This window comes from Streptomyces sp. NPDC058650 (genome assembly GCF_042717315.1).
Taxonomy (GTDB): domain Bacteria; phylum Actinomycetota; class Actinomycetes; order Streptomycetales; family Streptomycetaceae; genus Streptomyces.
This window is the reverse complement of the sequence record NZ_JBHXRL010000007.1, coordinates 1-25,459: the sequence shown is the minus strand read 5'-3', so window position 1 is coordinate 25,459 and position 25,459 is coordinate 1. Positions and strand designations below refer to the sequence as shown.

At 69.6% G+C, this 25,459-nt stretch carries 25 protein-coding genes and 4 pseudogenes; 9 read left to right on the top strand and 20 right to left on the bottom strand.

The window, feature by feature from the left end; all coding sequences use genetic code 11:
- Positions 1–9: 9 nt before the first annotated feature.
- Both ACFWWU_RS14275 and ACFWWU_RS14270 read right to left on the bottom strand, forming a co-directional pair.
- A complete protein-coding gene (locus ACFWWU_RS14275; RefSeq protein ID WP_384144960.1) occupies positions 10–1,164 on the bottom strand; it encodes an RNA polymerase sigma factor in 1,155 nt (384 codons plus the stop codon).
- Positions 1,165–1,172: 8 nt separating this feature from the next.
- Entirely contained in the window at positions 1,173–1,580 is a 408-nt protein-coding gene (locus tag ACFWWU_RS14270; RefSeq protein WP_384144019.1) for a YciI family protein, read from the bottom strand.
- A 424-nt stretch (positions 1,581–2,004) separates the two neighbouring features.
- On the opposite strand from ACFWWU_RS14270, the gene ACFWWU_RS14265 reads away from it, so the two are divergent.
- From ACFWWU_RS14265 to ACFWWU_RS14255, 3 genes are all read left to right on the top strand, one after another.
- On the top strand, positions 2,005–3,447 hold the full coding sequence (locus ACFWWU_RS14265; RefSeq protein WP_384144957.1) for an MFS transporter: 1,443 nt from the start codon (positions 2,005–2,007) through the stop codon (positions 3,445–3,447).
- A 65-nt stretch (positions 3,448–3,512) separates the two neighbouring features.
- Positions 3,513–4,004: a pyridoxamine 5'-phosphate oxidase family protein gene (locus tag ACFWWU_RS14260; protein WP_329619145.1), complete on the top strand. Its 492-nt coding sequence runs from the start codon at positions 3,513–3,515 to the stop codon at positions 4,002–4,004.
- A 169-nt stretch (positions 4,005–4,173) separates the two neighbouring features.
- Complete coding sequence (locus tag ACFWWU_RS14255; protein WP_384144015.1) at positions 4,174–4,848, top strand: ScbR family autoregulator-binding transcription factor; 675 nt, start codon at positions 4,174–4,176, stop codon at positions 4,846–4,848.
- On the opposite strand, the gene ACFWWU_RS14250 is transcribed toward ACFWWU_RS14255, so the two are convergent.
- The 5 genes from ACFWWU_RS14250 to ACFWWU_RS14230 all read right to left on the bottom strand — a co-directional run bounded on the left by ACFWWU_RS14250 (position 4,838) and on the right by ACFWWU_RS14230 (position 10,948).
- Positions 4,838–5,665: a BTAD domain-containing putative transcriptional regulator gene (locus ACFWWU_RS14250; RefSeq protein ID WP_384144012.1), complete on the bottom strand. Its 828-nt coding sequence runs from the start codon at positions 5,663–5,665 to the stop codon at positions 4,838–4,840. The genes ACFWWU_RS14255 and ACFWWU_RS14250 overlap by 11 nt on opposite strands.
- A 279-nt stretch (positions 5,666–5,944) precedes the next feature.
- Positions 5,945–6,601 carry a response regulator gene (locus ACFWWU_RS14245; RefSeq protein WP_384144010.1) on the bottom strand — a complete coding sequence of 219 codons (657 nt, stop codon included), beginning with the start codon at positions 6,599–6,601 and terminating at the stop codon, positions 5,945–5,947.
- Complete coding sequence (locus tag ACFWWU_RS14240; protein ID WP_384144007.1) at positions 6,598–7,833, bottom strand: sensor histidine kinase; 1,236 nt, start codon at positions 7,831–7,833, stop codon at positions 6,598–6,600. Before ACFWWU_RS14240 ends, ACFWWU_RS14245 begins: the two co-directional genes overlap by 4 nt.
- A gap of 63 nt (positions 7,834–7,896) precedes the next feature.
- Positions 7,897–9,948, bottom strand: coding sequence for an MMPL family transporter (locus tag ACFWWU_RS14235; RefSeq protein WP_384144004.1), 2,052 nt, complete (start codon positions 9,946–9,948; stop codon positions 7,897–7,899).
- A 352-nt stretch (positions 9,949–10,300) separates the two neighbouring features.
- On the bottom strand, positions 10,301–10,948 hold the full coding sequence (locus ACFWWU_RS14230; RefSeq protein WP_384144001.1) for a class I SAM-dependent methyltransferase: 648 nt from the start codon (positions 10,946–10,948) through the stop codon (positions 10,301–10,303).
- Positions 10,949–11,136: 188 nt separating this feature from the next.
- Between ACFWWU_RS14230 and ACFWWU_RS14225 the strand changes: the two genes are divergently transcribed.
- Positions 11,137–11,532: a hypothetical protein gene (locus ACFWWU_RS14225; protein ID WP_384143998.1), complete on the top strand. Its 396-nt coding sequence runs from the start codon at positions 11,137–11,139 to the stop codon at positions 11,530–11,532.
- A gap of 167 nt (positions 11,533–11,699) precedes the next feature.
- Here the strand turns inward: ACFWWU_RS14225 and ACFWWU_RS14220 are convergent, their stop codons facing one another.
- The 5 genes and pseudogenes from ACFWWU_RS14220 to ACFWWU_RS14200 all read right to left on the bottom strand — a co-directional run.
- A complete protein-coding gene (locus ACFWWU_RS14220; protein ID WP_384143995.1) occupies positions 11,700–12,107 on the bottom strand; it encodes an SSI family serine proteinase inhibitor in 408 nt (135 codons plus the stop codon).
- Positions 12,108–12,345: 238 nt separating this feature from the next.
- The gene (locus tag ACFWWU_RS14215) at positions 12,346–13,071 is read right to left on the bottom strand and encodes a dienelactone hydrolase family protein (protein ID WP_384143992.1); all 726 of its coding nucleotides are present in this window, start codon (positions 13,069–13,071) and stop codon (positions 12,346–12,348) included.
- Between the two features lie 664 nt (positions 13,072–13,735).
- Positions 13,736–14,116, bottom strand: coding sequence for a hypothetical protein (locus ACFWWU_RS14210; protein WP_384143989.1), 381 nt, complete (start codon positions 14,114–14,116; stop codon positions 13,736–13,738).
- Positions 14,113–14,700, bottom strand: coding sequence for a TetR/AcrR family transcriptional regulator (locus tag ACFWWU_RS14205; RefSeq protein WP_384143986.1), 588 nt, complete (start codon positions 14,698–14,700; stop codon positions 14,113–14,115). The genes ACFWWU_RS14210 and ACFWWU_RS14205 overlap by 4 nt, the downstream gene beginning before the upstream one ends.
- Positions 14,701–14,886: 186 nt before the next feature.
- A pseudogene (locus tag ACFWWU_RS14200) lies at positions 14,887–15,436 on the bottom strand (transposase); the annotation flags it as partial.
- A 267-nt stretch (positions 15,437–15,703) separates the two neighbouring features.
- Between ACFWWU_RS14200 and ACFWWU_RS14195 the strand changes: the two are divergent.
- A pseudogene (locus tag ACFWWU_RS14195) lies at positions 15,704–16,132 on the top strand (transposase); the annotation flags it as partial.
- A gap of 74 nt (positions 16,133–16,206) precedes the next feature.
- Positions 16,207–16,488 carry a transposase gene (locus tag ACFWWU_RS14190; protein ID WP_384143983.1) on the top strand — a complete coding sequence of 94 codons (282 nt, stop codon included), beginning with the start codon at positions 16,207–16,209 and terminating at the stop codon, positions 16,486–16,488.
- A 146-nt stretch (positions 16,489–16,634) separates the two neighbouring features.
- On the opposite strand, the gene ACFWWU_RS14185 is transcribed toward ACFWWU_RS14190, so the two are convergent.
- The 6 genes and pseudogenes from ACFWWU_RS14185 to ACFWWU_RS14160 all read right to left on the bottom strand — a co-directional run bounded on the left by ACFWWU_RS14185 (position 16,635) and on the right by ACFWWU_RS14160 (position 21,055).
- On the bottom strand, positions 16,635–16,985 hold the full coding sequence (locus ACFWWU_RS14185; protein WP_384143980.1) for a hypothetical protein: 351 nt from the start codon (positions 16,983–16,985) through the stop codon (positions 16,635–16,637).
- A 40-nt stretch (positions 16,986–17,025) separates the two neighbouring features.
- On the bottom strand, positions 17,026–17,697 hold the full coding sequence (locus tag ACFWWU_RS14180; protein ID WP_384143977.1) for a hypothetical protein: 672 nt from the start codon (positions 17,695–17,697) through the stop codon (positions 17,026–17,028).
- Between the two features lie 171 nt (positions 17,698–17,868).
- Positions 17,869–18,524, bottom strand: a pseudogene (locus ACFWWU_RS14175) (5'-nucleotidase C-terminal domain-containing protein); the annotation flags it as partial.
- A gap of 186 nt (positions 18,525–18,710) precedes the next feature.
- Positions 18,711–19,007, bottom strand: coding sequence for a hypothetical protein (locus tag ACFWWU_RS14170; protein WP_384143974.1), 297 nt, complete (start codon positions 19,005–19,007; stop codon positions 18,711–18,713).
- Positions 19,008–19,262: 255 nt separating this feature from the next.
- Entirely contained in the window at positions 19,263–19,919 is a 657-nt protein-coding gene (locus tag ACFWWU_RS14165) for a response regulator (RefSeq protein ID WP_384143971.1), read from the bottom strand.
- A complete protein-coding gene (locus tag ACFWWU_RS14160) occupies positions 19,916–21,055 on the bottom strand; it encodes a sensor histidine kinase (RefSeq protein WP_384143968.1) in 1,140 nt (379 codons plus the stop codon). Before ACFWWU_RS14160 ends, ACFWWU_RS14165 begins: the two co-directional genes overlap by 4 nt.
- A 162-nt stretch (positions 21,056–21,217) precedes the next feature.
- On the opposite strand from ACFWWU_RS14160, the gene ACFWWU_RS14155 reads away from it, so the two are divergent.
- The 3 genes and pseudogenes from ACFWWU_RS14155 to ACFWWU_RS14145 all read left to right on the top strand — a co-directional run.
- On the top strand, positions 21,218–21,709 hold the full coding sequence (locus tag ACFWWU_RS14155) for a DUF6326 family protein (RefSeq protein ID WP_384143965.1): 492 nt from the start codon (positions 21,218–21,220) through the stop codon (positions 21,707–21,709).
- Between the two features lie 140 nt (positions 21,710–21,849).
- Positions 21,850–21,978, top strand: a complete 129-nt coding sequence (locus tag ACFWWU_RS14150) for a hypothetical protein (RefSeq protein WP_384143962.1) — start codon at positions 21,850–21,852, stop codon at positions 21,976–21,978.
- Between the two features lie 10 nt (positions 21,979–21,988).
- Positions 21,989–22,675: pseudogene (locus tag ACFWWU_RS14145) on the top strand (ATP-binding cassette domain-containing protein); the annotation flags it as partial.
- Positions 22,676–23,446: 771 nt separating this feature from the next.
- Here ACFWWU_RS14145 and ACFWWU_RS14140 read toward each other — a convergent pair.
- Together ACFWWU_RS14140 and ACFWWU_RS14135 are read right to left on the bottom strand one after the other, a co-directional pair.
- The gene (locus ACFWWU_RS14140; protein ID WP_384143960.1) at positions 23,447–24,208 is read right to left on the bottom strand and encodes a metallophosphoesterase family protein; all 762 of its coding nucleotides are present in this window, start codon (positions 24,206–24,208) and stop codon (positions 23,447–23,449) included.
- A gap of 101 nt (positions 24,209–24,309) precedes the next feature.
- Complete coding sequence (locus tag ACFWWU_RS14135) at positions 24,310–25,335, bottom strand: carboxymuconolactone decarboxylase family protein (protein WP_384143957.1); 1,026 nt, start codon at positions 25,333–25,335, stop codon at positions 24,310–24,312.
- Positions 25,336–25,459: the final 124 nt, after the last annotated feature.

Sequence of the window (25,459 nt, the reverse complement as noted above, 5' to 3'; positions counted from 1 at the left end):
TGTTCGTGTTCAGGTCACGTGCGGATGCCGGTACGTGTTGAGTCGGGCGGCTTGGCGCGTGAGGTGGTCGCGTTCGGCGAGATGGGGCGCCTTCTGGGCGGCTGCGGCATAGAGCCGCGCCGCGGTCGTCAGGTCGCCGTCGCGTTCGTGGAGGTAGGCCGCTACGGCGGTGTGGCGGGGGACCGTGTCGTCGAGGGCGGCGAGCGCGGCCAGGCCGGCTCGCGGTCCGTCGGCCTCGCCGATCGCCACCGCGCGGTTGAGACGGGCGACGGGGCTGTCGGTGAGCCGGACGAGTTCGTCGTACCACTCGACGATCTGTACCCAGTCCGTCTCCCCGGCGCTGGGCGCGTCGGCGTGCAGTGCCGCGATGGCGGCCTGGGCCTGGAACTCGCCCAGCCGGTCGCGGGCGAGCGCCGCCTGGAGGATCGAGACGCCCTCGGTGATCGCGGCCGTGTCCCACCTGCCGCGGTCCTGCTCGGCGAGCGGGACCAGGGTGCCGTCGGGCGTGATCCGGGTGGCGCGCCGGGCGTGGTGGAGGAGCATGAGGGCGAGCAGCCCCGCGGCTTCGGGGTGGTCGATCACGGCGGTGAGCTGCCGGGTGAGCCGGATGGCTTCGGCGGCGAGGTCGACGTCGCCGGAGTACCCCTCGTTGAAGACCAGGTAGAGGACGCGCAGCACGGTGGCGACATCGCCGGGCTGGTCGAAGCGGACGTCGGAGACGGTGCGTTTGGCCCGGCTGATGCGTTGCGCCATGGTCGCTTCGGGGACGAGGTAGGCCTGGGCGATCTGGCGGGTGGTGAGCCCGCCGACGGCGCGCAGGGTGAGCGCGACCGCGGACGAGGGCGTCAGGGAGGGATGCGCGCACAGGAAGTAGAGCTGGAGCGTGTCGTCCGCCGGGGCCGTGGGCCCGGGCGACGGTTCCTGGTCGAGGCGGTCCTCGCGCCGGCGCCGGGCGGTGTCGGCCCGGGCCGAGTCCAGGAACTTGCGCCAGGCCACGGTGACCAGCCACCCCTTGGGGTCGCGCGGCGGGCCGTCAGGCCAGAGGCGGACGGCTTCGACGAGGGCGTCCTGCACGGCGTCCTCGGCCGCCGCGAAGTCGGCTCCGCGGCGGACGAGGACGGTGAGGACGCTCGGCGTGAGGGTGCGCAGCAGGGCGTCGTTCATGGGTGAGGTCACTCGGTGATGGTGGGCGGCGCGGTCAGGAACGGGCGTACTTCCAGCCATTCGTGGATCGGCTTACCGCCCGCTCCGGGGGCGGCCGAGAGTTCCCCGGCCAGTTCGACGGCGCGCTCGTAGCCGTCGACGTCGATCACCATCCAGCCGGCGATCAGGTCCTTGGTCTCGGCGAACGGGCCGTCGGTGACGGGCGGGCGGCCTTCGCCGTCGTAGCGGACCCAGGTCCCTTCGGGCGCGAGCGCCTGGCCGTCGACGAACTCGCCGGTCTTCTCCAGCCGGGCCGCGAAGTCGTGCATGTACTGCATGTGGGCCGAGATCTCCTGCGGTGCCCACTGGTCCATGGGCACGTCGTTGGAGGCGGCCGGGGCGCCGCGGTAGTGCTTGAGCAGCAGGTACTTCGCCATGGTGTCTCTCCTCGGTCTGGTGCGGGCCATTCTGGCCCCGTTCACTATGGGGACGGAGCAGGCCACGGCTTCTCGACATCGCCGGCCGAACTTTCTTCGGTACGTCCCCTCGTCCTCTCGTCCCCTCGTCCCCGCACGGGGCTCGCGACCGGTACCCGTGGGGTGCCTTGGTGACTTCAAAGTGCGTTCTTCCGTCCCTGCCGCCACCGCAGCATGATTCCGGTGGCGGCAAGAGGGACCCGGAACGGCCTCATTGTTCGACCGCTGCCTCCGTCTCCTTCCCTCCCGTTCTCACGCGCACGTCAAGGGAACTCCAATCGCCCGCGGCCAGAATGCGGACGGTTCCCTCGGGATATTCCCGCACTGACAAGGAGAGATTTCTGTGTCCACACTGCAATCACCGTCGGACAGCGGCACCGGCCGCATGAGCGGGCGCGCGTGGGGCGTGCTGTTCGTGCTCTGCGGCGCCATTTTCCTCGAAGGCATCGACGTGGCCATGCTCAATGTGGCATTGCCGTCGATCCGCGAGGACCTGGAGATGTCCACGGGCATGCTCCAGTGGGTGATGAGTGCCTACGTGCTCGGCTACGGCGGGTTCATGCTGCTGGGCGGCCGGGCCGCCGACCTGTTCGGGCGCCGCCGGATGTTCGTGTTCTGGCTGGTGGTCTTCCTGCTCTTCTCCGGTCTGGGCGGTTTCGCCACGGAAGGCTGGATGCTCATCGTCGCCCGCTTCGTGACGGGTGTCGCGGCCGCTTTCATGACGCCTGCGGGCCTGTCCATCATCACCACGGGCTTCGAGGAGGGCCCGCAGCGCAACAAGGCCCTCCTGGTCTACTCCGGCACCGCCGCCGGCGGCTTCTCCATCGGCCTGGTGGTCGGCGGCCTGCTGGCCGCCGTGAACTGGCGCTGGGTGTTCTTCGCCCCGGTCATCCTCACGCTCGTCATCCTCGTCGCGGCGCTCGTCCTCATCCCGAAGTCGCCTCGCCCGGACCGCGAGGGTCAGGGTGTCGACCTGGCCGGCGCGCTGAGCGTCACCGGCGCGATCCTGCTGCTCGTCTTCGGCGTCGAGCGTGCCGCGCACGCCTCCGCGGCCGTGACGGCGGCCACGATCGGGGCGGGCCTGGTCCTGTTCGGCGTGTTCATCGCGATCGAGCGCAGAGCGGCCTCGCCGCTGGTACGCCTGGGGATCTTCCGCAGCGGCTCGCTGGTCCGCGCGAACCTGGCCGGCATGCTCTTCGCCGCGGGCTTCTTCGGATTCCAGTTCATCGCCGTGCTCTACCTGCAGGAACTGCGTGGCTGGTCGACCCTGCAGACCAGTTTCGCCCTCATCGTCATCGGCGTGGACGCGATCCTGTCCCCGACTCTGACTCCACGGCTCGTGGCGAGGTTCGGCAACGCCCGAGTGATCTTCGGCGGCCTGCTCCTCGCGGCCCTGTCCTACGCCCTGTTCCTGCCGGTCGGCGCCGACTGGACGTACCTGGCGATGTTCCCGAGCCTGATCATCCTGGGCCTCGCCTTCTCCTTGGCCTACGGGCCGCTCACCATTCTGGCCACCGACGGTGTCGCGGAGGAGGAGCAGGGCGTCGCGGGCGGCCTGCTGTACACGTCCTTCCAGTTCGGCGCCGCGCTCGGCCTGTCCTTCGTCGCCACCGTGAACATCGCCGCGACGGACGGCACGTCCCCGGCGGCTCTCCTCGACGGCTACCGCGCAGCCCTGGTCGTGCCGCTGGTCGCCGCCCTCGTCGCCGCCGTCATCAGCGCCTTCGGCCTGCGCACCCGATCCGGGGCCGGGGCAGGGTACGGCGACACCGGCCCCGTACCCACCCCGGCCCCCGACAAGGCCGTCCCCGTCGAGGCGGCGAGGTAGCTCCCGCCCGGCGCGCGAACAGCCGGCCCCCTGGCGTCACGGATCACCTGCCGAGAGGAATCGAAATGCCTGCTGCCACCGTGGAATCCTTCTCGGAAATCGAGGACAAATTCTTCGCCTACATCCAGGACATCGTCTACTGCACCATGATCACAGTGGACAGGAAATCCCGTCCCAGGGCCCGGGTGCTGCTGCCCGTCTGGGAAATGGTCGACGGAAAGCCGGTCGGTTGGCTGGCCGCCTACAAGACCCCCGTCAAGGCTGCCCACCTAGCGCACAACCCGCATACGACGTACTCGTACTGGAACCCCCGCCAGAACGCGGTGTTCATCGACAGCGTCTCCACCTGGGCCACGGATCCGGAATCCCGGCAGTACGCCTGGGACCTTTACCGCAAGGGAAGCCCCGCGGGCGTCGGCTACGACCCGATCGGCTTCTGGCGCGGCGGCCCCGAGGACCCCGGCTACCACGTCCTGCGCATCGATCCCTGGCGGGTGCAGGTGCTTCGCGGCTCGGACCTGAAGAGCCGCATCTGGACCGACGGCGACCGCCGCTGACTCCCCGGCGTGGATGGCTGAACGGCCCCCTCCCCAGGACGACACCGGCGCCGCTGAGCCGCGGGATCGGGCCGGGAGCGAGGGGGCCGGACTACCACCGCAAGTTAAGATACCGCGCAAGCGGTCTCTTTCGACCCATGATGAAGACGCGAGAGAGTGAGGGGTGGCTGTGGCGCAGCAGGAGCGGGCGATCCGTACCCGGAAGATCATCCTGGAGGCCGCCGCGGCGATCTTCGACGAGCGCGGCTACGAGGCGACGACCATCGCCGAGGTTCTGGAGCGGGCCGAAGTCACCAAGGGGGCCCTGTACTTCCACTTCCCGTCCAAGGGTGACCTGGCGCGCGGGGTCCTGGCCGCGGCAGTGACCACCGACGGCGTCCGCCCGCACGCCCTCAAGCTGCAGGAGATGGTCGACACCCTCCTGCTGCTGGCCTATCGGCTGCCGCGTGAGCCGATGCTCAGCGCGGCCCTGCGGATGGCGGTCGACCCCCAGTCGCGCCGTCAGTTCGGCACCGCCTGGCCCGACTGGACCGAGCTGCTGGCCGGATTCCTCAGGGACGCCAAGACGCGGGGGGAGCTTCTCGCGCACGTCGACGAGGAAGAGATCGCCCGCATGATGGTGTCCACCTGGACCGGGGTCCGGGTGGTGACCGAAGGCCTCCCCGGCACGTACGACCTGCCAGACGAGATCTCCCTGCTCCTCCGGCTCGTCCTGGCGGGCGTCGCGACCCCCACCGTCCTGCCCCGTCTGGACGTCTCGGCCGCCCGTGCCGCCCACCTCTACGACGACATGCCGGCCTGGCGTGCCGAGACGGCCGGGTCCGCCGTCGGCATCACCCACTGATCCCCGGTCGAGCGGGCACCGTCAGGGGCGCCGCGACGACGCCGCGCTCCAACGGGATCCGGAGGGGGCTGAGCACCCTCTCGTGCAACCGCTGGACATCGGGCGACGGTTCGAGCCCCAGCTCGTCCCGCAGGAGGCGCCGGACGCTCCGGTAGGCGTCCAGCGCCTCGGCGCGCCGCCCGGCCTGATGCAGGGCGGCGATCAGCCGGCCGTGGAACCACTCGTTGAGCGGGTAGTCGTGGACGAGGGTGCGCAGCTCGGGGATGAGTTCACGCAGCGTCCCGAGCAGGTGAGCGGCCTCGATCCGCAGTTCCAGCGCCCTGATTCTCAGCTCCTCCAGATGGACGATCCGGCCGGCGAGGACGCTGCCCGTCGGCACGTTGGAGAGCACCGGGCCGCGCCACAGGCCGAGCGCGGCGCCGACCGCGCCGGCCGCCGCCTCGTACCGGCCCGCCAGGAACTCCTCCTTCCCGCGGGCGATCAGCTGCTCGAAGACCTTGATGTCGACGTCCGCCTCGTCGACGTGCAGCGTGTACCCGCCGAACTGCGTGCTCAGCACGGGGCGGCCGCCGTCCGGGCGGGCTTCCGGTAAGGCGAGCACCCGGCGTGCGTGGTGCACATAGGTCTGCACGGTGTTGAGGGCCGAGCGCGGCGGGCCGTGCTGCCACAGTTCCCGGATGAGGGTGTCCGGTGTGACGGGGGTGTTGGAATGGGCGAGGAGCACGGCCAGGACCTGGGAGACCTTGGGGCTTCCCGCCGGAAGGATCCCGCCGTCGCCGCCGACGATCTGAAACGGTCCGATGAGGTTGAATCGCACGGCGCACTCTCCTTCAGGGCGAACGGCCCAGGCGGTTCGGCGGGGGCCGCGGGACTCACCGACACCCGGTTGCGCCCATGGCGCGCCGAAGGAACACCGCGCCGGGGGAGGAGCCCGCGGCGAGCCATGCAAATCAAACCACATGCGCGGTTTATTGTGAGGGCCTTAAGGCGCACCACCCGAGAGACGCCCCGGACGCTCCGCTGCCCGGCGCCGCCGCGAGGGCTCCGGAGAAGACCGCGCGACACGGCGCGAAGGCGGAACGATCGCCGCCCGCGCTCAGCGACCAGGGCTCACCAGCCCCGACTCGTAGGCGACGATGACCAGTTGGGCCCGGTCCCGCGCCGCCAGCTTGCCCATGATCCGGCTCACATGGGTCTTCGCCGTCAGGGGTGAGAGCCCCAGTGCTTCAGCGATCTCCGTATTGTTCAGGCCCCGACCCACCAGTGTCAGGACCTCGCGTTCACGGTCCGTCAGCCCTTCCGGACCACCCATCGCTGGGGCTTGGGGGAGCGCCAGGGCCCGGGCTATCAGCCGCGACGTCGGACCCGGCGACAACAGAGCCTCGCCGACCGCCACCGTACGGATCGCGGAGAGGAGTTCGGCCGGGCGGATGTCCTTGACCGCGAAGCCCGACGCGCCCGCCCGCAGCGCGTCCATGACGTGCTCGTCCGTGTCGTACGTCGTCAGGACCAGCACCCTCACCCCGGCCAGGTCCTCGTCGGCGGCGATCAACCGGGTCGCGCTGATGCCGTCGAGCTCGGGCATCCGGACGTCCATCACCACCACGTCGGCCCGCGCCGAACGGGCCAGCTCCACCGCCTCCTTGCCGTTGGCCGCCTGTCCCACGACCTCCATGTCCGGAGCCGACTCGACGAGCATCGCGAACGACGCCCGTACGAGGTTCTGGTCGTCCGCGAGCAGCACCCGGATCACACCGCCACCTTCCCCACCGTGAGCGGCAGCCGCGCCGCCACCTCGAAACCCCCGCCCTCGCGCGGGCCCGCACTCAGGGTGCCGCCCACGCTCCTGGCCCGCTCCCGCATCCCGACGATCCCGTACCCCGCCACCTCCACTCGACCGGAACCATGCGCACCACCCAAACCACCAAGGCCGTCCACCCCGCCATCACCATCAGGCTCACCGAGGGCATCCAAGCCGCCGGCCGCGCCCCCTCCGTCGGCATCCCCATTGGTCACTCTCACGGTCAACTCCTCATCCACCAGCCCGACATCGACCCGCACGCTCGCTCCCCGGCCCGCGTGCCGTACGACGTTGGTCAGTGACTCCTGCACGATCCGGTACGCCGCCGCGCCGACCGCCGCGGGAACCTTCGCCGTCCCCGTCCGTACCGTCAGATCGGCGCCCGAGGTTCGTACGAGATCGGGCAGTGAGGCCAGATCCGGCAACGGGCCCTCCGGCGCGGCCCGCAGGACGTCCAGGGTCGTCCGCACTTCGGCGCGGGCGTCCCGGCAGGTCTCGGCGATCTCGTCGAGCGCCCGGACGAGCGCCTCCCGGTCGAGCCGGTCCGGTGTGGCCACCAGCACATGCGCGGCGACGGACGTCTGCACTCCGATGAGGGTGATGGAGTGGGCGAGGAGGTCGTGGAGGTCTCTGGCTATCCGAAGCCGTTCCTCGACGACCTTCCGCTCCGCTTCCCGCTCGGCCCGCTCCATCACACCGGCCACCAGCTGCCGGTAGAGCCGGATGCTCGCACCGAAGACGAGCATCGCGATCACCCAGCCCGAGACTCTGAGCAGCTCCACCATTTCGTGCGGGTTGACGACGAGCTGGATGGTGAGCGTGACGGAGGTGACGATGAGTCCCACGAGCACCGTCCGCTGGGGCCGGCCGGTCGCCGCGACCGTGTACAAGGCGGTCATGGAGGCCGGTATCGGCGCCAAGTGCATGTAGTCGAACGCGTGGTACGGGGCGACGCAGGCCACCACGACAAGGAGCACCGGCAGGGGTGCCTTGCGCCGCCAGGCCAGCGGGACGTGCGCGGCGAGCAGCAGCGCCCAGCCGAGGAGGTCCGGCCGACGACCGTCGTCGACCGTGAGCGCGAGCACTCCGGCGAGCACCGCGAAGACCGCGGCGGCCGTCGCGTCACACCGCACCGGATACGGTGCGGCCTGCGGGTCACGAGTGAAAGCCGCTGCGAAGTCCATGGTGTTCATCCTCCCAGCGGGCGGGGCTCCTGACAGTCCGGGGGAGCCCCCACCCGCCCCTGATCAGACCCGTACGGGCAGCCGCTCGGACCCCGAACCGGCCGTTGACGCAGACTTCTTGGCCAACGGACCCGGCCACCACACCCTACGGCCGAGGAGCACGCTCGCACTGGTCACGAGATACGTACGGACCAGGAAGGTGTCGAGGAGGACGCCGACGGCGATGACGAAGCCGAGCTCGGCCAGTTGCACCATCGGCATGTTGATGAGAACCGCGAAGGTGGCGGCGAGCACGAGCCCCGCCGAGGCGATCACCCCGCCCGTACTGCGCAGCGCGGCCAAGGCCGCGGGCCCCGGCTCCACCCCGTCGAGGCACTCCTCGCGCATCCGATGCATCAGGAAGATGCCGTAGTCGACGCCGAGGGCGACGAGGAAGACGAAGGAGAGCAGCGCCAAACCCGGATCCGTGCCCTCGAAGCCGAAGAGCCCCTCGAAGACGAGACCGCCGATGCCGAGAGCCGCGCCCCAGACCGCGACGACCGCGGCGACCAGGATCAGCGGCGCGACAAGACTGCGCAGCAGCACGACGAGCACGATCAGCACCACGACAAGGACGAGAGGTACGACGATCCTTTGGTCGCTGGTACTGGTATCGGCCATGTCGAGCTGCTCAGCGCTGGGCCCGCCGACGTACACCCCCTCGCCGAGGACCGAGCGCAGCTCCCTGATGGTGGCGGTCTCGCCCGCGGACTGCGGCGCATGCGACGCGACGACGGAGATCTCGCTCCAGCCGCCGCCGCTGCGCGCGATGTCGACCCGCGCGACCCCCTCGGCCGCGCGGACACGCTCCAGCACGCCGGCGGAAACCGCCTCGGGAGCGACGACCGTGATGGGCTGGGTGCCCATCTGCGGATACGCGGCGGCCAGCGTCTTCATCGCCGTGACGGCCTCCGGGGTGGAACTGAAGGAGTCCTCCTGCTTGATGGCCCCGGGCAGGTTCAGCACCCCGAGCGCCAGGGCCGCCAGCGCGGCGGCACCGGTGAGCAGGACGGCGAGGGGACGCCGGCCGGCGGAGGAGCCCATGGCGGCGAACAGAGAACGGCGCGCGGCCTTCGGCGCACTCCCGTACGCGGGGATCAGCGGCCAGAACACGCGCCGCCCGAGTACGACGAGCAAGGCCGGAAGCAGCGTCAGCATCGCCACCAGCGCGCACAGCACACCGACGGCCGCCGTGGGCCCCATGCCCCGGCTGCTGTTCATGTCGGCAGCCAGCAGGCACAGCATGCCCAGCGCCACGGTCCCCGACGACGCGAGGACGGCGGGACCACAGCCGCGCAGGGCGGCGACCATGGCGTCGTACGGACGGGGAATCCGGCGCAGTTCCTCGCGGTACCGGGACACGAGCAGCAGCGCGTAGTCGGTTCCCGCACCGAAGACGAGGATCGTCATGACACCGGTGCTCTGACCGGAGACGCTGATGTCGAAGCCCTGGTGCAGGGCGTAGGTGACGGCCATCGACAGGTAGTCGGCGACCCCGGCGACGGTCAGCGGCACGAGCCAGAGGAACGGACTGCGATAGATGACGATCAGCAGGATCGCGACGACGGCTACGGTCGTGTAGAGCAACGGCCCGTCGAGAGAGCCGTACACCTCGCTCGCGTCCGTGGCCAGGGCACCGGGCCCGCCGACCTCACCGCTCACTCTCTCGCGAACGTCGTGGACGAAGACATCCCTGGCCACCTCGTCCGTCCCGGGCTCGGTACTGGACACCGCGTACAGAAGGGTCGTCCCGTCCTCGGAAGGAACCGGACGCGGAACCGAGCTGAGCGGGTGCTCGGCAGCGACCGCCGCCACTTCCCGAGCGGCACTCGCCCGGTCGGCATCGGTGAGCCCACCCTCGCGGTGATAGACGAGGACGAGGTCGGTGGACTCCCCGCCCGGCATCTGCTCGGTGATCTTCGCGACCTGAGTCGAGTCGGCACTCGCGGGCAGATAGTCGACGGCCCTGTCACGCTGTACATCACCGAGCTTGCCCGCGAGGGGCGCGGCGAGAGCGATCACGATCACCCACAACGCCAACACCCCCCAGCCGACGATCCTCTTGCGCCCTTCCATCGGGCCTCCCTCCACAGATCCCCAACAGGTCGATCCCAGATTCCCGCGCTCAGAAGGAGGATTCGTCGCACCGAAGGTCGAGTTGAGGACTACTGCGAGGGTCGGCACCCCAAGCCGACTACTCCCGGGGAAGTACGACCCGTACCCGCCATTCCCGCAACCCAGTGACCGCCACCCACACAGAAGCGCGCCCACCCCCAGAGGACGTGCGTGCCCCGCCCTTCTCCCGACTGACGCCTTCGGAGACGTCCGGGGTGACCAGCCTCAGCCCATACGGGCCGTTCCTGAGCCCCTCCGGGGGAGCTCAGGCACGATCACCTGTGGCGCTTCCAGACGGCGCGCCGGACAAGGATCAGTCCTTGCGGGCGAGTAGCTGGATCTCCTGGAACTGCCGTCGGTCCGTGGGTTGAGGCTCGCGAACCATCCGGGCCACCTCGCCCAACCCGGATGTGCGCAGCATCGCGGCAAGGTGATCAGGCCACCACCGATAGGCCGGAGCGACTGTGTGATCGAAGACCTGTGTCGGGTGAGAAGAGTCCTCGCTTGCCGAAAAGCCGATCAATAGGTGGCCGCCAGGCGCCAGCACACGGTGGAATTCCGCCAAGATGACCGGGAGCTCCGGCGGCGGCGTGTGGATGATGGACCAACGGGAGAGTACGCCGCCCAGCACGCCGTCAGCGATGTCCAACTCCGCCATGGAGCCCACGTCGAACCGCAGTGCCGGATGGGCCTGTCGAGCCAGCTCGATCATTGCGGGAGAGGCGTCGACACCAAACGCCTTCAGCCCCAGCTCGGCCAGATGAGCGGTGATATGGCCGGGCCCACACCCCAGGTCCGCGACCTGGCCGTCCCCCCTCGCGCTGACGACCTCGGCGAAGGCACCCAAGATCGCGCGGTCCAGGGGACTGTCACGCAACGTGTCGCGAAACAACTGCGCATAGAGAGGGGCAGCAGTGTCGTAGGCCTCGCGGGCGGAATTGAAGGCATCGTGTTCGACCATGCGCACGACAGTAGTTCCTGCCCCCGAGGCGTAGGGAACTCCGGCGAGAGGAAGTCCCAAGGACAAGTGCTGACGACACCTCCATCCTCGCCCCGATGGCGAGGACGCTCTCACGAGCCCGGACCTGGACCGGGCTTGTGCTCCTGTTCCGCCTGGCGTTGGGTTTGCGGGGGTAGCGGCGACAACGGATGGAGGTAGCCCTCGTGGACGAGGCATTGTTCGTGAGGTACCAGGGAAGGACCCGCAGTCCACGGGGGATCTTCCCGGGCGTCTTCGCGTTGGCCAACGGTCTGGCGCGCGAAGGCCGGCTCTCTGAGGAGGAGTACCGGTTCTGGCGGGCGAACAACGACTGGTACGACGCCAACTATCCCAACCCCTCCGACACCGACCCGCACGTCTATGACCACGAGCTGCACCCCGGCGCTGTCGCCTGGTTCAAGACCACAGCCGTACATCTCATCGACAGGGTGGCTGGATACCTGGAACTTCTCGCCGCGCACGGCGTCGAGTGCGAGCGGGTCGAGTCTTCGGCTCCAGGCCGGATCATCTACGAGGATGACGTACAGGTAGTGGTCGTGCCGTGAGGTCGAGCCCCACGGCCGCGAGCCTCCAGCACAAGGGTGAGCGGGAGGCTCGGTGTGCGGGGCGGGGGAGTGGGCTCGCGTAGCCCATTCCCCCGGCCTGGCGTAAGGAGGAGCGCGTTATTCCGCTGCACGGACCGGACGGCTCATCAGCGGGCGCGCACATGGAGTCAGAACTCGAAGACGGGCCCGGTCGCGAGCATGAGTGCGCAGTCGTTCTCGTACGTGCGCTCCCACTGGACTTCGCGGCCTCGGAAAGTGCCGTGCGCGGTCACCGTGACCGCTGTGGAGTCGTTGGAGCAGAAGGCGGTGCTTTGCCCCGGCAGACGGTCGAAGTCGCCATCGGCCGTGCGGAGGTCTCGGCAGGCCTCGCGTGCGAACGGTTGGTTACGGCCTTCGGAGCCGGGGCAGTCGAGGCAGACGAACCTGATGGCCTCGGTCTCGCCCAGCATCCGGGTGGCGGTGAGCAGGACGTGCGCCTCCCCGGTCGACTCGGCGAGGCCTACAGCGGATGCGGCGGGAGCAAGGCCGGCGGCGAGGATGCCGGTACTGAGCAGGGCTGTGAGGATCTTGTTCATGATCGAGCCAACAGACGCCGAGAGCGCTCGGTCACTTCGCTCGATGGAGTCACGCCACAGCGCAGCCGGCGCCGTGCCCGCGCAGCCCATGGAGCTCGCCTGCGCTGGTGGTGGGGCGGTGGCGGCCGCGACGGCTGCGGGCTTCGGTAGTCGGTTCGCCCCCACGAAGGAGGTAACCGCGTTTGCCGGCCGGCCATGCGCGCTTTCAGGGGCCGCACATAGTTCGTTTCAATCCGGCTCATTCCGTTAGGGGAACGCATTCGGTAAGAAGGTCGACGACGTCGCGCCACGCTCGGTGTGCGTGTTGCGGGTGGTAGCCGATGCCGGGGACTACCGCCTGGTCGACGGGCGGGTGGTGGAAGGCGTGCAGTGCTCCGCCGTAGACCGTGAGGCGCCAGTCGACGCCGGCCGCCTGCATCTCGGCGGCGAACGCTTCTCGTTGCGCGGGCGGCATGATGGGGTCTTCTGATCCGACCCCGGCCCAGACGGGGCAGCGGATGCGGGCTGCCTCGCCCGGCCGGCCGGTCAAGAGTGCGTTGACTGTCCCGATCGCGCGCAGTTCGACGCCGTCACGTCCGAGTTCCAACACGATCGCGCCCCCGGTGCCGTAGCCGATGCCGGCGATGCGGTCGGGGTCGGTCCGTTGTTCGGCGCGCAGCACGTCGAGCGCGGCGTGGCCAATGCCACGCATCCGGTCGGGATCGGCGAGTAACGGGGTCGTGCGCGCCAGCATTTCTTCGGGGTCGGTGAACCACCGCCCCCCGTTGATGTCGAAGGCCAGCGCTACGTAACCCAGTTCGGCGAGGGCATCGGCCCGGCGTCGCTGGAAGTCGTTCAGACCCGGCCCTTCGGGCCCGATCAGGACCGCGGGTCGGCGGTCGACACCGGAGGGGAGCGCGAGGTGCCCGACCATCGTCAGGCCGTCGGCCGGGTACTCGACCGTGCGTGTGGTGATCGTCGTCATGAGCCGGACTGTAGTGACGATCGAGCCCGGTCGGGCCGGTCTTCACCCTCGGCGAAACGGCGAGAGCGTGGCCCATGGCCGGGCACACGACAGGTTCTGGCCCTGGTGAAACACGTCGATGCCGCTGCGGCCCTGGCCCGGTGTCCTCGGCCGATGGGCGACGAGGGCCGCGCCTGGCAGCGTACGGGGCCAGTGCGCCGACAGTGCAGCAGGATCATCACCGCCGGTGACACGGAGGAACGCGCCATCGGCGGTAGCGCGGAGCGGTGGCACGATCTCCGCGACCGGCCAGCCGCGGCGGGGACGGCGAGTTCGGCGTAGGCCTGCCGCCTGTCAACGACGCTACGAGCCGCCGCTGACAAGGCTGGGCGGTGCCGGGCTGTCGTTCGGACGGCACTGCAATCTGGCCTTCTCCACCGCGCCAGGCTCCAAGAGCCGGCTCCAGCCAGCCTCTCGGACGGTAGGCGTCGCCCACGAAGCGCGAGTCGTCCTGACCACGTTCGGCAACGGACACCGCAGTGTCCACGGAGGCGTATCCGACCAGGTTCGTCCGACCCGGCAGCCGCTCTCCGGTCCCGGTTTGCTCCATGGCTGGGGCGGACGGGTTCGAGGCCGCGGACTCCGTGGCGGACAGCGGCGGCCGCGGGAGCTCGCGGGGGAGGGGCTACGCGGCACCCGCCGCTGCCAGTACCGCGACAGGCAGGAGAAGAATCCACTGCGGCAGTCGGAGTAGTGGTCTGGACCATCCGACGGACAGCGTGACGACCAGGAAGGCCGCCGCGTACGCGATGAAGTGCGCGGCCACGAACCACGCCACCAGGCCGGTCCCTGGCGTACCGGCCGTCAGGGAGAGGTAGAGCAGAGCGAGTCCGGAAAGCACCAAGTCGACGCTCACCATGTGCCACACGGCGTGCAGGACACGCTTGGGTTCGTCCGCGAGCCCACTGGCCAGCAGCGGGCGCACCACATCGCGGCGCCCACCGACGATGTGCACTGCGGCCACGCCGACAGCGGTGATACCGGCCGTGAGAAGCCAGCTGTTCATCGGACCTCGATTCCCTTGGCCACGACAGTGGCCAGCCGTGCGGCCAGCCGCCGGTCAGGGTGCTCCCCGATCAGCCCTACGTGGAAGAACACAGCTCCTGCCAGCGTGTCCAGGACCAGGTCCACAGGCGTTTCGGCCGCGATCTCCCCGCGCGCCACGGCGCGCTCGAAGACAGTCAGCAGCCGATCCTTCGACGGGGCGAGGAAGTCGGCGCGGATGCGCGCCTTTAGTTCCGGATCGGCGGCGAAGTCAGCGAGCAGCCCCGGAAGTGCCGCCGCGGCGGCAGGCGCGCTGAACTCGTCGACCAAACCCTGCAGAAGCACGGTCAGATCCCCGGCCAGCGTTCCGGTGTCCGGGGGCGGAGCGTCATCGGTGGTCGTGAAGACGGCCTCGAACACCAACTCCGGCTTGCCCGGCCACCGCCGGTAGATCGTGTCCTTGCCGACACCGGCCCGCGCGGCCACCGCCCCGATCGATGTCGCGGCGTAGCCGACCTCGACCACCAGTTCGGCCGTCGCGCCGATGATCGCCTCGTGCGAACGGGGATCCCGGGGGCGCCCCCTGGAGGGCAGAGGAGAACTCATGGCATTTACCTTACGGGTCGACCCGTAAGGTAAACAAGAGGCCGGCTTGCCCTTCGAAACCGGGGCCGGCGACGCCTCTTCAGGTCGTCGGACAGCCGACGGGCGGGCAGAAGAGCTCCCGGAGGCCGTCGACGGGCACGTGGGCGGGTCCACGCGATTGGCGCAACCGCCCCCGCTAGTGCCGCATCAGGCAACGTTTGCCCTGTCGACGACGGCGCGTAGGCGCTGGTCGTCGGCGTGGCGGTTTCGCCAGAGGATGTAGCGGCGGATCATGCTGCCCTGTTCCTTGTGGTCGGCGTGGTCGGCGTGGTCGGTGCCGTCGAGGGTGAAGTAGCGCAGGGCCGTGAACTGGGCCTCAATGCGGTTGAGCCAGGAGCTGTTGGTCGGGGTGTAGGCCATCTCGACGTTGTTCGCCGCTGCCCAGGTGCCGACGCGCTGGCACTTCTTCGCGGCCAGGTGCGGGAAGAAGTCGTCACTGACGATCGCGATCCGGATCTGGGGCGGGTAGAGGCTGCGGAGGTAGCGGCAGAACTCCAGGAACTGAGTCCGTCTCTTGACCGGCTTGATGTGGCCGTAGAGCTTGTCCTTGGCCAGGTCCAGGGGCGGCGAACAGGTGCCGGACCCCGCCGTAGCGGTTGTAGGTCGCCAGGCGCCGTCGGCGGGGCTCACGGTCGGGGTCCTTGTGCTTACCGCCCCGTTCGGCCCACTGCCGGCCCGGGTGGGGCATCAGGCTGAGAAGCCGTTGTCGTACCGAGAGGTTCGGTTGCGGGTCGAACTTGGGTGCTCGGTTGGTGATCGGCTCGTGGCCGGTGAATGAAAGCAGGGCCTCCCGCACAGCTCATGGGTGTTGAAGTCCATTCGAGCGTCAGGAGGCTCTGTGCCTCAGTCTTCCGTGCCGGTGTCCGTGGAGTCCAACCCTGATATCCCGTCGTGTGTCTGTCTCGCCCATGTGTACGAGAATGCGGCCGACCACGGTGTGCGAAGGCGTCATTACTCCTCGGACATGACGGACCGGGAGTGGGTCCAGGTCCGCGCCGCGATGCCGGTGCCCGGCTGGCTGGAGGGCCGTGGCGGGCAGCCGGAAAGCTATTGCCACCGGCAGATGATCGACGCGATTCGCTTCCTCGTGGACAACGGAATCAAGTGGCGGGCGATGCCAGTGGACTTTCCCGCCTGGCACCGGGTCTACGTGTTCTTCCGCCGCTGGCGGGACAAGGGCCTGGTCAAAGAGTTCCATGACCGGCTGCGGGGGAAGACCCGTGCCGCGGCCGGCCGGGAGCCGGAGCCGACCGCAGGCATCATCGACTCCCAGTCGGTCAAGGCCGCCGCGTCCGTGCCCGCCTCCTCCCGCGGCTTCGACGGCGGGAAGAAGATCAACGGCCGCAAGCGGCACATCGTGGTCGACACGACAGGGCTGCTGCTGGCGGTCATGGTCACCGCGGCGAACGTGACCGACCGGGAGGCGGCCCAGGTTCTACTCACCCGGCTGACCATGAGGTTCTTCCTGTGCTCAGGCCGGTCTGGGCCGACGGCGGCTACACCGGTCCCCCGGTCGACTTCGCCGCGAAGGCACTGCGTCTCGCACTCACGGTCGTCAAACGCGATGCGGACCTGTCGGGCTTCGTGGTGCTGCCCCGCAGGTGGGTGGTGGAGCGGACGTTCGGGGGGCTGATGCGCTCGCGCCGGCTGGCACGCGACTACGAAAGGCGGACCGACACGTCCGAGGCGATGGTGCTGTGGTCAATGACCATGGTCATGAGCCGCCGCCTCGCGAAACAGCGACGCTGAAGGAGCCCGGGGTGTCCTCGGCAAGCCAGCCCCGCGCGGCCAGACGCTTCGCCTTGGACCGCACGCGCCGAACCGAGGACACGCGAACCGCCGCCTGACCGGGAGGTCCGGGAGCACCGGCCCCGGCCTGCACACCCGGCGGCGTCCTACGAAGGCGCGTTCCCCGCCCGGCTCTGCTGCCGCACCCGCCGCCTCATGACCCCGGCGGGGACCGCGACCCCGATCAGGACCGGGACCCCCGCGGCGATCCCGACCCAGAGAACGAGCGCTAGGTAGCCGTAGGCGGCGTTCCGCGTGTCCTGGTCCGCCCATACGAGGAAGACGATGCTCACCACGAGCGCGACCGCCATGAGGGCGGCGACGACGACGGCGGTCCAGGTGAGAACGCCCGCCCACCGCCGGTAGGAAGCGGTGACCTCACGGGCCTGCGGTGGCGCGTACACGCCGGGCGCACCGGGCGGCCGGGGCCAGTGGGAGGGAGGCTGCTGGTCGGACATGGGACCAGTTCTACTGTGCGCGGCCCCGGAACACCACCCTTCACTTCTTCATGGCGTCCCACCTGATGGAGCTGAAGCTGCGCACCAGGGCGACCAGCGCGGCCCCGAGCCGCCAGTCCAGGTCCGGTTCGTGCAGGTGCAGCTTGTCGCCGCCGGACCTGAACTCCAGGGGCATCCTGCCGCCCGCACGCCATCGGATGCGCCGGGGGCCGCGCGCGGCACCGCCCACGCTCGGGGAGCTGTCGACGACGGAGACGAGGACGATCAGCACCATCAGGGGCAGACACAGCCACCACACGAACCACCACACGATCCGGCCCTTGTAGCCCACCGCATCGGGGCCGCCGGGCGGGGTCACGGTCCAGCGCGTGCGAAGGCCCCTGCCTCGGAACACCTTCTCGCGCACGATCGTGCCGATGTGCTCGCCGTGCGCGCCGAGGACCTGGAAGGTGGCGACACCGTCGGCGGCGGACTGGGTCACCACCGTGGCCACCCGCTCCCGGCGGTGTTCGTCGGCCCACAGCACGAAGGCGCGGGCGCCGCTCTTGCGGGCCGCGAGATAGGCGGGTATGCCGCCCGGCGGCAGCTCGCGCTCCGGGTACGCGACCACGCGGGCCGGTCCCGAACCGTCGGTGAAGTCGATCGAATCCCTGACCGTCCCCGGGTCCTGGACCCTTCCCCGGACGCTGTTCATACTCAGTACGTTGCTCACCCGGCGGGCTCCTCAAGGGCTGCTAAGGGGGTGCGTCCAGCTATCAGCTGCCTACTCTATGGGCTGGATCCGGTCGGTCGGTCGGCCGGATCGGGTCGGCCGGCCCGTGCGGGAGCCGACGAGAAAGGGGCGGCAGGCCCGCAGGCCCACCGCCCCTTCGTCCAGGGGGAGTTACTGGATGATCGTGATCCGGTCCGTCGCCGGCGGGGCCAGCGGTGCGGCGGCCGTGGAGTGGGCCGCCAGGTAGGCGTTGAACAGGTCCCGGTCGAAGGCGCCGACCAGCTTGTTCGTGCCCTGGCCGAGGGCCGCGAAGCCGCCGCCGCCGCCCGCGAGGAACTCGTTCATCGCGACGCGGTAGGTGCGCGCCGGGTCGATCGCCTCGCCGTTCAGCTTGATGATGTCGGCGACCACGCGGTCCGCGCCGCTCTTCGTCAGGTCGAGGGTGTAGGTGAGGCCCTCGGAGGCCTGGAGGATCTTCGGGCTGGCCCCGTTGGAGCTGCTGACCTGCTGCTGGAGCGCGGTGACCAGTTGGGCGCCGGTCAGGTCGACGACGTTCATCATGTTGGTGAACGGCTGCACGGTGAACGCCTCGCCGTAGGTGACGACCCTGTCGCCCTTGGCTCTGTCCATGAGATCTCGTGAACAAAGCCACGCCCTCACTGCCGGACGCCTTGTGCACCAGGTCCGCGCGGATGCCGCCCGGGTTCATGAACGTGACTTCCGCTCCGCCCTTGTCGGCCGGGGCGAGACCTTCGAGCTGGGCGTCGGCGATGACGTTGCCGAGCGGCTTCTCGGGGGCCGTGGCCTCGGCCGTTGATGTCGGCGCTTGCTGAGCTGCATCGCGCCCGCGTCATGCGAGTTCACACGTTCGGGGGGCTGATGCGCTCACGCCGCCTGGCCCGCGACTACGAGAGGCGGACCGAAACGGCCGAGGCGATGGTGCTGTGACACATCCAGCCACGTGATCATTCTGGCCTGGCCCACCGCGCAGGGGACCACCCACACGGCGGAAGTCACGAGGCAAACGTAGTCAGCGCTCGGGTCAGTTCGGCGTCGTACTGATCAGCGTCGAAGTAAAAGGCCGGGGGGCGCGCCTCATCAACCGGCACCTGCCAGTCGGACCACTCCACGATCCCGCCGTGACGCTGCACGAACACGGACAGGTAGCCACAGCATCCACCCGTGCACTCGGGCTCACCCAGCACTACACGTCGCCCCTCGTCGGTCGCCCAGAGAGGACCCTGGCCAACAGCCGGCAATGCCTCCTCCGCGAACGGGCCGCGGCCTCCCTCTCCGATCGCCGCTGCCACCACTTCCTCGCCATCGATCCGGAGACAGCTGGGCAGCCCATCGGGGGCCTGGTGGCAACACATTGACCGCAAGCCGATTGAACACCCAAGCACCCCTTTTTCGGCGGAACGCCGATCAGCAGATCAGTGGCTGGTCGACTTTAGGTGCGTCGCCTGAGCTCACTGCCGACACCAAGGACGACTGTCAAGCGCAGGCCGCCGCCCTGCAGCCACCCGGCCGGGAACCAGTCGTCGTGCATGCTCGTCAGGTTCGGTTCAGTTCCCCACCCGGCCGGTGTCGTACGCCCACATCGCGATCTCGACCCTGTTTCGGGCGCCGATTTTGGTCAGCAGGCTGGCGACGTGGGTCTTGGCGGTCGTCAAGCCGATGTATAGCTCGGCGGCGATCTCGGCGTTCGTGCGGCCACGGGCGACCAGCGTCAGCACCTCCTCCTCGCGTTCGGTGAGCGGCTCGATCGGTTGGGTCCGTCGGCTCGACGGTTCCCTGGCGGCGAGGGTGGCTAGCAGCCGCCGGGTGATGTTCGGCGCGATCAGGGCATCGCCGACGGCGGCGGCATGGACGGCCTGGACGAGCAGCTCCGGCCCGGCGTCCTTGAGCAGAAAGCCTCGGGCGCCGGCCCGGAGCGCGCCCTGGACGTACTCGTCGAGGTCGAAGGTCGTGATCACCACTACCGCGATCGGGTCCGGGACGCCCCGCCCTGCGAGGAGCTCGGTCACCTCGATGCCGTCGAGCCCGGGCATCTGGATGTCGACCAGGCAGACGTCGGGGCGGAGCCGATGCGCCAGCTCGACGGCGGCGTGGCCGTCGGCGGCCTGGCCGACGACCTCGATGTCGGGCTGCGCGTCAAGGATCATCGACAGGCCGGTGCGCACCAGATCTTGGTCGTCGGCCACCAGCACGCGCACCGTCATCGGCGTACCTTCGTCGGCAGTTCGGCGTCGACCGTCCACCCGCCCTCGGGCGCCGGCCCGGCACGCAGCGTGCCGCCGAGCAGCTGCACGCGCTCGGTCATCCCCAGCAGCCCGAAGCCGTGGTTCACCGACCGTGCCGGGTCGATCTGTCCGTCGTCGGTCACGCGTAGTCGCAGCCTTCCCGCGCCCTCTACGACCTGGATCTCCACACGCGAGGCGTTGCGGGCGTGCCGCAGGGCGTTGGTCAGCGCCTCTTGAGCCAGCCGGTAGACCGCCGCGTCGACCTGGGGCGGAAGTTCGTCCAGGTCATCTGGCAACTCTACGTCGACGACCGGGACCGGGGCGCGTCGGGCGAGGGACACCAGGTCGGCAACGCCGGGCTGGGGGGCGTACTCCGCCGGCGCTCCGTCGCGCAGCACCCGGACCATCGCCCGCATCTCCGCGAGCGTCCGCGACGCTTCCCCTTCGATGACCGCCAGCGCCTCGAGCGCCGCTTCAGGTCGCTGCCCGGCCATCGCCCGGCCCGCCTGCGCCTGCACAGCGATCGCCGAGACGTGGTGGGCGACCATGTCGTGCAGCTCGCGCGCGAGGGCGACCCGCTCCTCGCTGCGGCTCTGGTCCAACGCCCGGCGCCAGCTCTCGGCGCGGTAGCGGAACGCCGCTCCGTCCGCCGCCGCCGCCAGGATGGCGAACCCGCCGATGACGTCGGCCGGCCCGGTGTAGTCGGCGACCGTACCGATTCCCGCAGCGACCGCCACCACCGCCAGGCCGATCACGATCTCGCGCCCTGAGCCCCAGCGGACCAGCGCGTAGACGAGCACCAGGATGTAGATCATCGTGTCGAGGCCCACGCTCGGGGCCCCGCCCAGCAGGCTCGCCAGACCCAACGCCATCACGGTGCCGAAGGCCACCACGACACAGGCCAACGGGTGGGTACGCCGCCACAGCAGCACCGGCGCAAGTCCGACCGCCACGATCGTCGCGAACGGCCGCCAGGCGACGTCGTCCCGGAGGACTCCCTCGAGCAGTGCCGTCACCATCAACACCCCGACCAGCACCCAGTCGCGCGACACCCGTTCGGGAGCGTCCGTGGCGCGGGGCTCGGTCCACAGCGAGCTCAGGGCGTTGGTGGTCACACACCCAGTCTAGGGACCGCCGAGGCGTCGGGGACCGACCGAAAGAACGAGACGCCGCTCCTTCCAACGGTCGAGGCGGGTCCGGCCTCGACGCCGATGTGCCCGCCGCCGGGCTCAGCGATCGTGGACCTACCGATCCTCACCACAACAACGGAGCCTACGATGAGAACACGTCAACCCACCACCACCGCACTGGAAGACCCGCGGATCCCGGTGAGAGCCAAGCTCGCCGCAGCGTGGACGAGCTTCATGTTCCTGTACGTCTACGTGGACATTCTCGCCTTCTTCAAGCCCGGCGTCATCGCTGACATCGAGGCCGGCGTCGTCTGGGAGTTCGACATCAGCCAGACGTTGATGACCGCCTTCCTCGCGCTCATGGCGATCCCGATCCTCATGGTCGTGCTGTCGATGACGCTGCCCGCCCGGGCGAACCGCATCACGAACCTCATCGTGGCCTCGGTACAGGTCCCCTTCGCGGCATTCAACGCGGTGGGCGAGTCCTGGACGTACTTCTACGGCCTTGGCGTCGCACTGGAAGTGATCGTTCTCGCCCTCATCCTGCGGTACGCCTGGACCTGGCCCCGCACCACGCCGTCGGCGACCATGGCGACCAGCCCGGACCGTGAAACCGTTCGCGCCCAGCAGCAAGCGTGAACCCAAGAGCAGTCCCCGTCCTGTTCGGAGCCATCTGCCTCGGTGCCGCGGTGTGGGCCTCCTGGCGGTGGGACACCAACTACCACTGGGACGTCGCGTAGGGGCCTTCCAAGACCCCTACCGGCAGGTCAGGTCATCGGATGCGCACACAGGCCCACCGCATCGTCGACACCGACCCCAAGCGCGGCAACGTCGTCGTCCGCGTAACTGGCACCCGCCACGACGAGCCGACGTATCAGGTCCGCCAGTCCCCACCGAACACCCAGTAGGTCCCCGGTCATGATCCAGGCACACCAGCTCACCAAGCGCTACGGCGACAAGACCGCCGTGCACACCCTCAGCTTCACCATCGCGCCCGGCACCGTCACCGGGTTCCTCGGTCCCAACGGTGCCGGCTAGTCCACCACCATGCGGTTGATCATGGAACTGGACCGGCCGACTTCGGGCACCGTCACGGTCAACGGCAAGCCCTACGGGCGGCACCGTTCCCCGCTGCGGGAGGTCGGCGCCCTGCTCGACGCCAAGGCCGTGCACCCCGGCCGCAGCGCCCGCTCGCACCTGCGCACTATGGCCGCCACCCACAACATCAAGACCTCCCGTGTCAGCGGGGTCATCGAGATGACCGGCCCGGCCGGGGCCGCGACCAAGCGCGTCGGCGGGTTCTCCCTCGGCATGAGCCAACGCCTGGGCATCGCCGCCGCACTCCTGGGTGACCCCCGAACGCTCATCCTCGACGAGCCGGTCAACGGGCTCGACCCCGAGGGCGTGCAGTGGGCTCGCCAGCTGGTGCGCGACCTGGCCGCCGAGGGACGGACCGTGTTCCTGTCCTCGCACCTGATGAGCGAGATGTCCCAGACCGCCGATCAGCTCCTCGTGATCGGCCGCGGTCACATCATCGCCGCCGGCTCGGTCCAACGGGTCATCGACTCCGTCGCCAGCGGCGCTGTGCGGGTGCGCTCTCCGCGTGTCGGCGGACCCGTTGGTGGACGCGCTGAACACGTGGATCGGGACGGCGTTCGCGCCGGAGAATCTCGATCGGACCGTTCAGGCGCTGGTCGAGTCGCAGGGTGGTGCACGGGAGACCGGCGACCTGACCAGGCGCGGCAGCGACGGGACGAAGCTCAAGCCAAGCTCCGGTGGTTCCAAGCGGCGATCGCTGCGGGGATCGACCCGGCAGCACTGGTCGACGTGATCAACGAGGCCGAGGCGGTTCGAGCGGCGGCGCAAGCCGAACTCGACGACACTCCGGCGCCGAACCTCGTCACGGCCTGCGAGGTGTACGCCATGGTCGATTCCCTCGACGACATCCCGGTCGTGAACGCACCTCACCTCGTCGCCCTGGTCCGCGCCGGCGCGCCCGGTTCGAACGCGGCTTATCGAGCGTCCCGAGACCCTCGCGGCATGACGAGCTCAACCGATCCACAGGATTTGACAATTACTCGTCACGGCGGGTGCGTTGGCCGAATGACCGTCGGAAGTAGAAGACGGGACCGGTCTTGACAGTGGCCTCGCAGCTGTTGCCGCAGGGTGACGGGGGCGAGTCCGGTGGCGAAGAGCACGGCCGCGGGGGCGGTGACGATCTTGTTCATGCTCGGATCAACGCTGGGGAGGGGGCATGGGTTCAGTCCCAGTCAGGGGCGCCGGCCGCGCCCCAGCCGATGTCGGCCCCTGGGATCGGCAGGCGCCGTTGATCGCGTAGTCGGTGCTCGGCGCCGCTGTCGTGAGGGGGTGCGCGTGTCACGGCCTGTGGTCGCGTCCGTCCCGTGGGGCGAAGGCTGCGAGGGCCTCGGCGTCGGTCGCGCGAGCGTTCAGGAAGTAGTCGGCCCATTCGGCGATGTCGGGGTAGGGCGAGTCCTGGCCTAGTCGGGTGGCTGCGGCCTGGAGGTCGTAGGACGTGGTGCGGAGTTCGACGCCCGGGCCCAGCAGGGCCCAGTGCGCTCCGGTTCGTCCGTAGGGCATGCCGATGCTGCCGGGGTTGATCACGAGCCGGCCGTGGGCGAGGCGGACGAACGGCATATGGGTGTGGCCGCAGACCACGGTGCGGACGTCGGCATCGAGTCCGCTGAAGACTTCCTTCCAGCGGTCGAGGCGGGAGTCGACCAGGACGACCTCCTCGTCGTCGCGCGGGGTGGCATGGCAGAACAGCACCTTTCCCAGGCCATTGATGGACAGGGAGAGTGATCGTGGCAGCGAGCCGAGAAGGTCGAGATGGTCCTCGCGGAGCTGTTCGGCTGCCCAGGGGGCGATCGGGTCGGGGATCGTGGCGCGTTGTCCCCGGCGGTATTCGAGGAGTTCGCGGTCGGCGTTGCCGCTGATCCAGATGACGCGGTCGCCGAGGCTGGTCAGCAGGTCGAGCACCTGGGTCGGTTGCGGACCGGCGGTGATGTCGCCGGTGAGAACGATGTGATCGGCGGCGGTGACGTCTGGTTCGGCGAGTACTGCCTCCAGGGCCGGCAGGACTCCGTGAACGTCGGACAGGACGGCTACTCGGTTCAGCATGGTCACCACTGTGAGGTGAAGGCAGCCGAGTGGTGCGATCTTTCGCCCGGCGCGTAGTCCAAGGACCGACCGCCGCTGTCCCCGACGGTGTTGTGGCGCCGCTATGAGTTGGTTGTTGGTGGGACGAGGCGGGTGGCGGTGTGGCGGGCGGCGGTGAGGGCTGACCAGGCGGTGATGGTGAGGAGATCGTTGTCGGTGGTGCCGTTGTCGCGTAGGGGGGTGATGACGGTGTCGTCGATGCGGTAGGAGGCGTAGGCGGTGAGGAGGGCGAGGCGGGCGGTGGGGCGCTCGTGGGGAGGGAGTGGTTCGAGGGCGGTGTTGAGCCAGGTGAGGTCGAGTGGTTGGGGGGTTTCGTCCCAGTCGGTGAGGTGTGCTTCGAGGAGGGTGCGGATGGTGGTGGGGATGGTGCGTTCGGCTGCGGTGGTGATGGTTGCGGTGGCACGGGCGAAAGCGGCGGCGATCGTGGGGGTGTTGGTGGCCCAGTGAAGGTCGGGGGGGAGTGGTGCGGGCGGGAGGAGGTCGAGGGAGCGGCCGGGTTCGTGGTGGGTATGGGTGGTTTTGCGCAGGGCGCGGGTGAAGAGGCGGGTAACGGTGCGTCGGGCGGTGGGAGGGATGCGGTCGGGGAGGGCTGTGGGGCCGAGGAACACGTTCACCATGCGGTTGAGGTAGTGGAAGGTCGTGGCTACGCCGAGTGCTTCGGGTAATTGCTGTGGGGTGGGGGGTGTGGTGGGGCGTTTGTCCGGGGGTTGGGTGGCCCAGGCGGCGAGGTGGTGGGCCTCGTTGTCGGGGGTGGTGGGTGTGAGGGTGTCGAGTGCGCTGGTGTGCACGTGGATGCAGTAGGGGCAGGAGTTGGTCTGGGAGACGGCGGTGGCGATGGCTTCTTTGTGGGCGCGTGGTAGTTCGCCGGTGGCGAGGAGTGTTTCGCGGAGGAGGGTCCATGCTGCGGCGAGGAGGGGTGGTTGGGGGGCGTGGAGGGCGATGGGTGGTGCGAGCATGCCGAAGTCGCGTTCGACTTCTTCGTAGACGGCCGCGGCCAGGCCGGTCGCGGCCGTCGGGGGGACGGGTCGGATGTGGCGGATGTGGGTGAGTGACCTGCGCGCGGCCGGTCGGATGAGGAGGTGCGACATCTTTTTCCTTCCTCGCGTGGGTCTGCGGAGGTGTGTGTGGTGTTAGGGGGTGGGTGCGCCGTAGGTGATGTTGATGCCTTGTGTTTGGGCGGTTTGGATGATGTGGGGGATGGCGCGTTCGGCG

Coding starts and splice junctions, on each gene's coding strand:
- ACFWWU_RS14220 (WP_384143995.1), bottom strand. CDS start 12,107: ATGAACAAGATCCTCACAGCCCTGCTCAGTACCGGCATCCTCGCCGCC.
- ACFWWU_RS14165 (WP_384143971.1), bottom strand. CDS start 19,919: ATGACGGTGCGCGTGCTGGTGGCCGACGACCAAGATCTGGTGCGCACC.
- ACFWWU_RS14150 (WP_384143962.1), top strand. CDS start 21,850: ATGCGCACACAGGCCCACCGCATCGTCGACACCGACCCCAAGCGCGGC.
- ACFWWU_RS14135 (WP_384143957.1), bottom strand. CDS start 25,335: ATGTCGCACCTCCTCATCCGACCGGCCGCGCGCAGGTCACTCACCCAC.
- ACFWWU_RS14260 (WP_329619145.1), top strand. CDS start 3,513: ATGCCTGCTGCCACCGTGGAATCCTTCTCGGAAATCGAGGACAAATTC.
- ACFWWU_RS14275 (WP_384144960.1), bottom strand. CDS start 1,164: ATGAACGACGCCCTGCTGCGCACCCTCACGCCGAGCGTCCTCACCGTC.
- ACFWWU_RS14240 (WP_384144007.1), bottom strand. CDS start 7,833: ATGGACTTCGCAGCGGCTTTCACTCGTGACCCGCAGGCCGCACCGTAT.
- ACFWWU_RS14225 (WP_384143998.1), top strand. CDS start 11,137: ATGGAGGTAGCCCTCGTGGACGAGGCATTGTTCGTGAGGTACCAGGGA.
- ACFWWU_RS14185 (WP_384143980.1), bottom strand. CDS start 16,985: ATGTCCGACCAGCAGCCTCCCTCCCACTGGCCCCGGCCGCCCGGTGCG.
- ACFWWU_RS14230 (WP_384144001.1), bottom strand. CDS start 10,948: ATGGTCGAACACGATGCCTTCAATTCCGCCCGCGAGGCCTACGACACT.
- ACFWWU_RS14210 (WP_384143989.1), bottom strand. CDS start 14,116: ATGAACAGCTGGCTTCTCACGGCCGGTATCACCGCTGTCGGCGTGGCC.
- ACFWWU_RS14215 (WP_384143992.1), bottom strand. CDS start 13,071: ATGACGACGATCACCACACGCACGGTCGAGTACCCGGCCGACGGCCTG.
- ACFWWU_RS14155 (WP_384143965.1), top strand. CDS start 21,218: ATGAGAACACGTCAACCCACCACCACCGCACTGGAAGACCCGCGGATC.
- ACFWWU_RS14235 (WP_384144004.1), bottom strand. CDS start 9,948: ATGGAAGGGCGCAAGAGGATCGTCGGCTGGGGGGTGTTGGCGTTGTGG.
- ACFWWU_RS14140 (WP_384143960.1), bottom strand. CDS start 24,208: ATGCTGAACCGAGTAGCCGTCCTGTCCGACGTTCACGGAGTCCTGCCG.
- ACFWWU_RS14265 (WP_384144957.1), top strand. CDS start 2,005: ATGAGCGGGCGCGCGTGGGGCGTGCTGTTCGTGCTCTGCGGCGCCATT.
- ACFWWU_RS14205 (WP_384143986.1), bottom strand. CDS start 14,700: ATGAGTTCTCCTCTGCCCTCCAGGGGGCGCCCCCGGGATCCCCGTTCG.
- ACFWWU_RS14270 (WP_384144019.1), bottom strand. CDS start 1,580: ATGGCGAAGTACCTGCTGCTCAAGCACTACCGCGGCGCCCCGGCCGCC.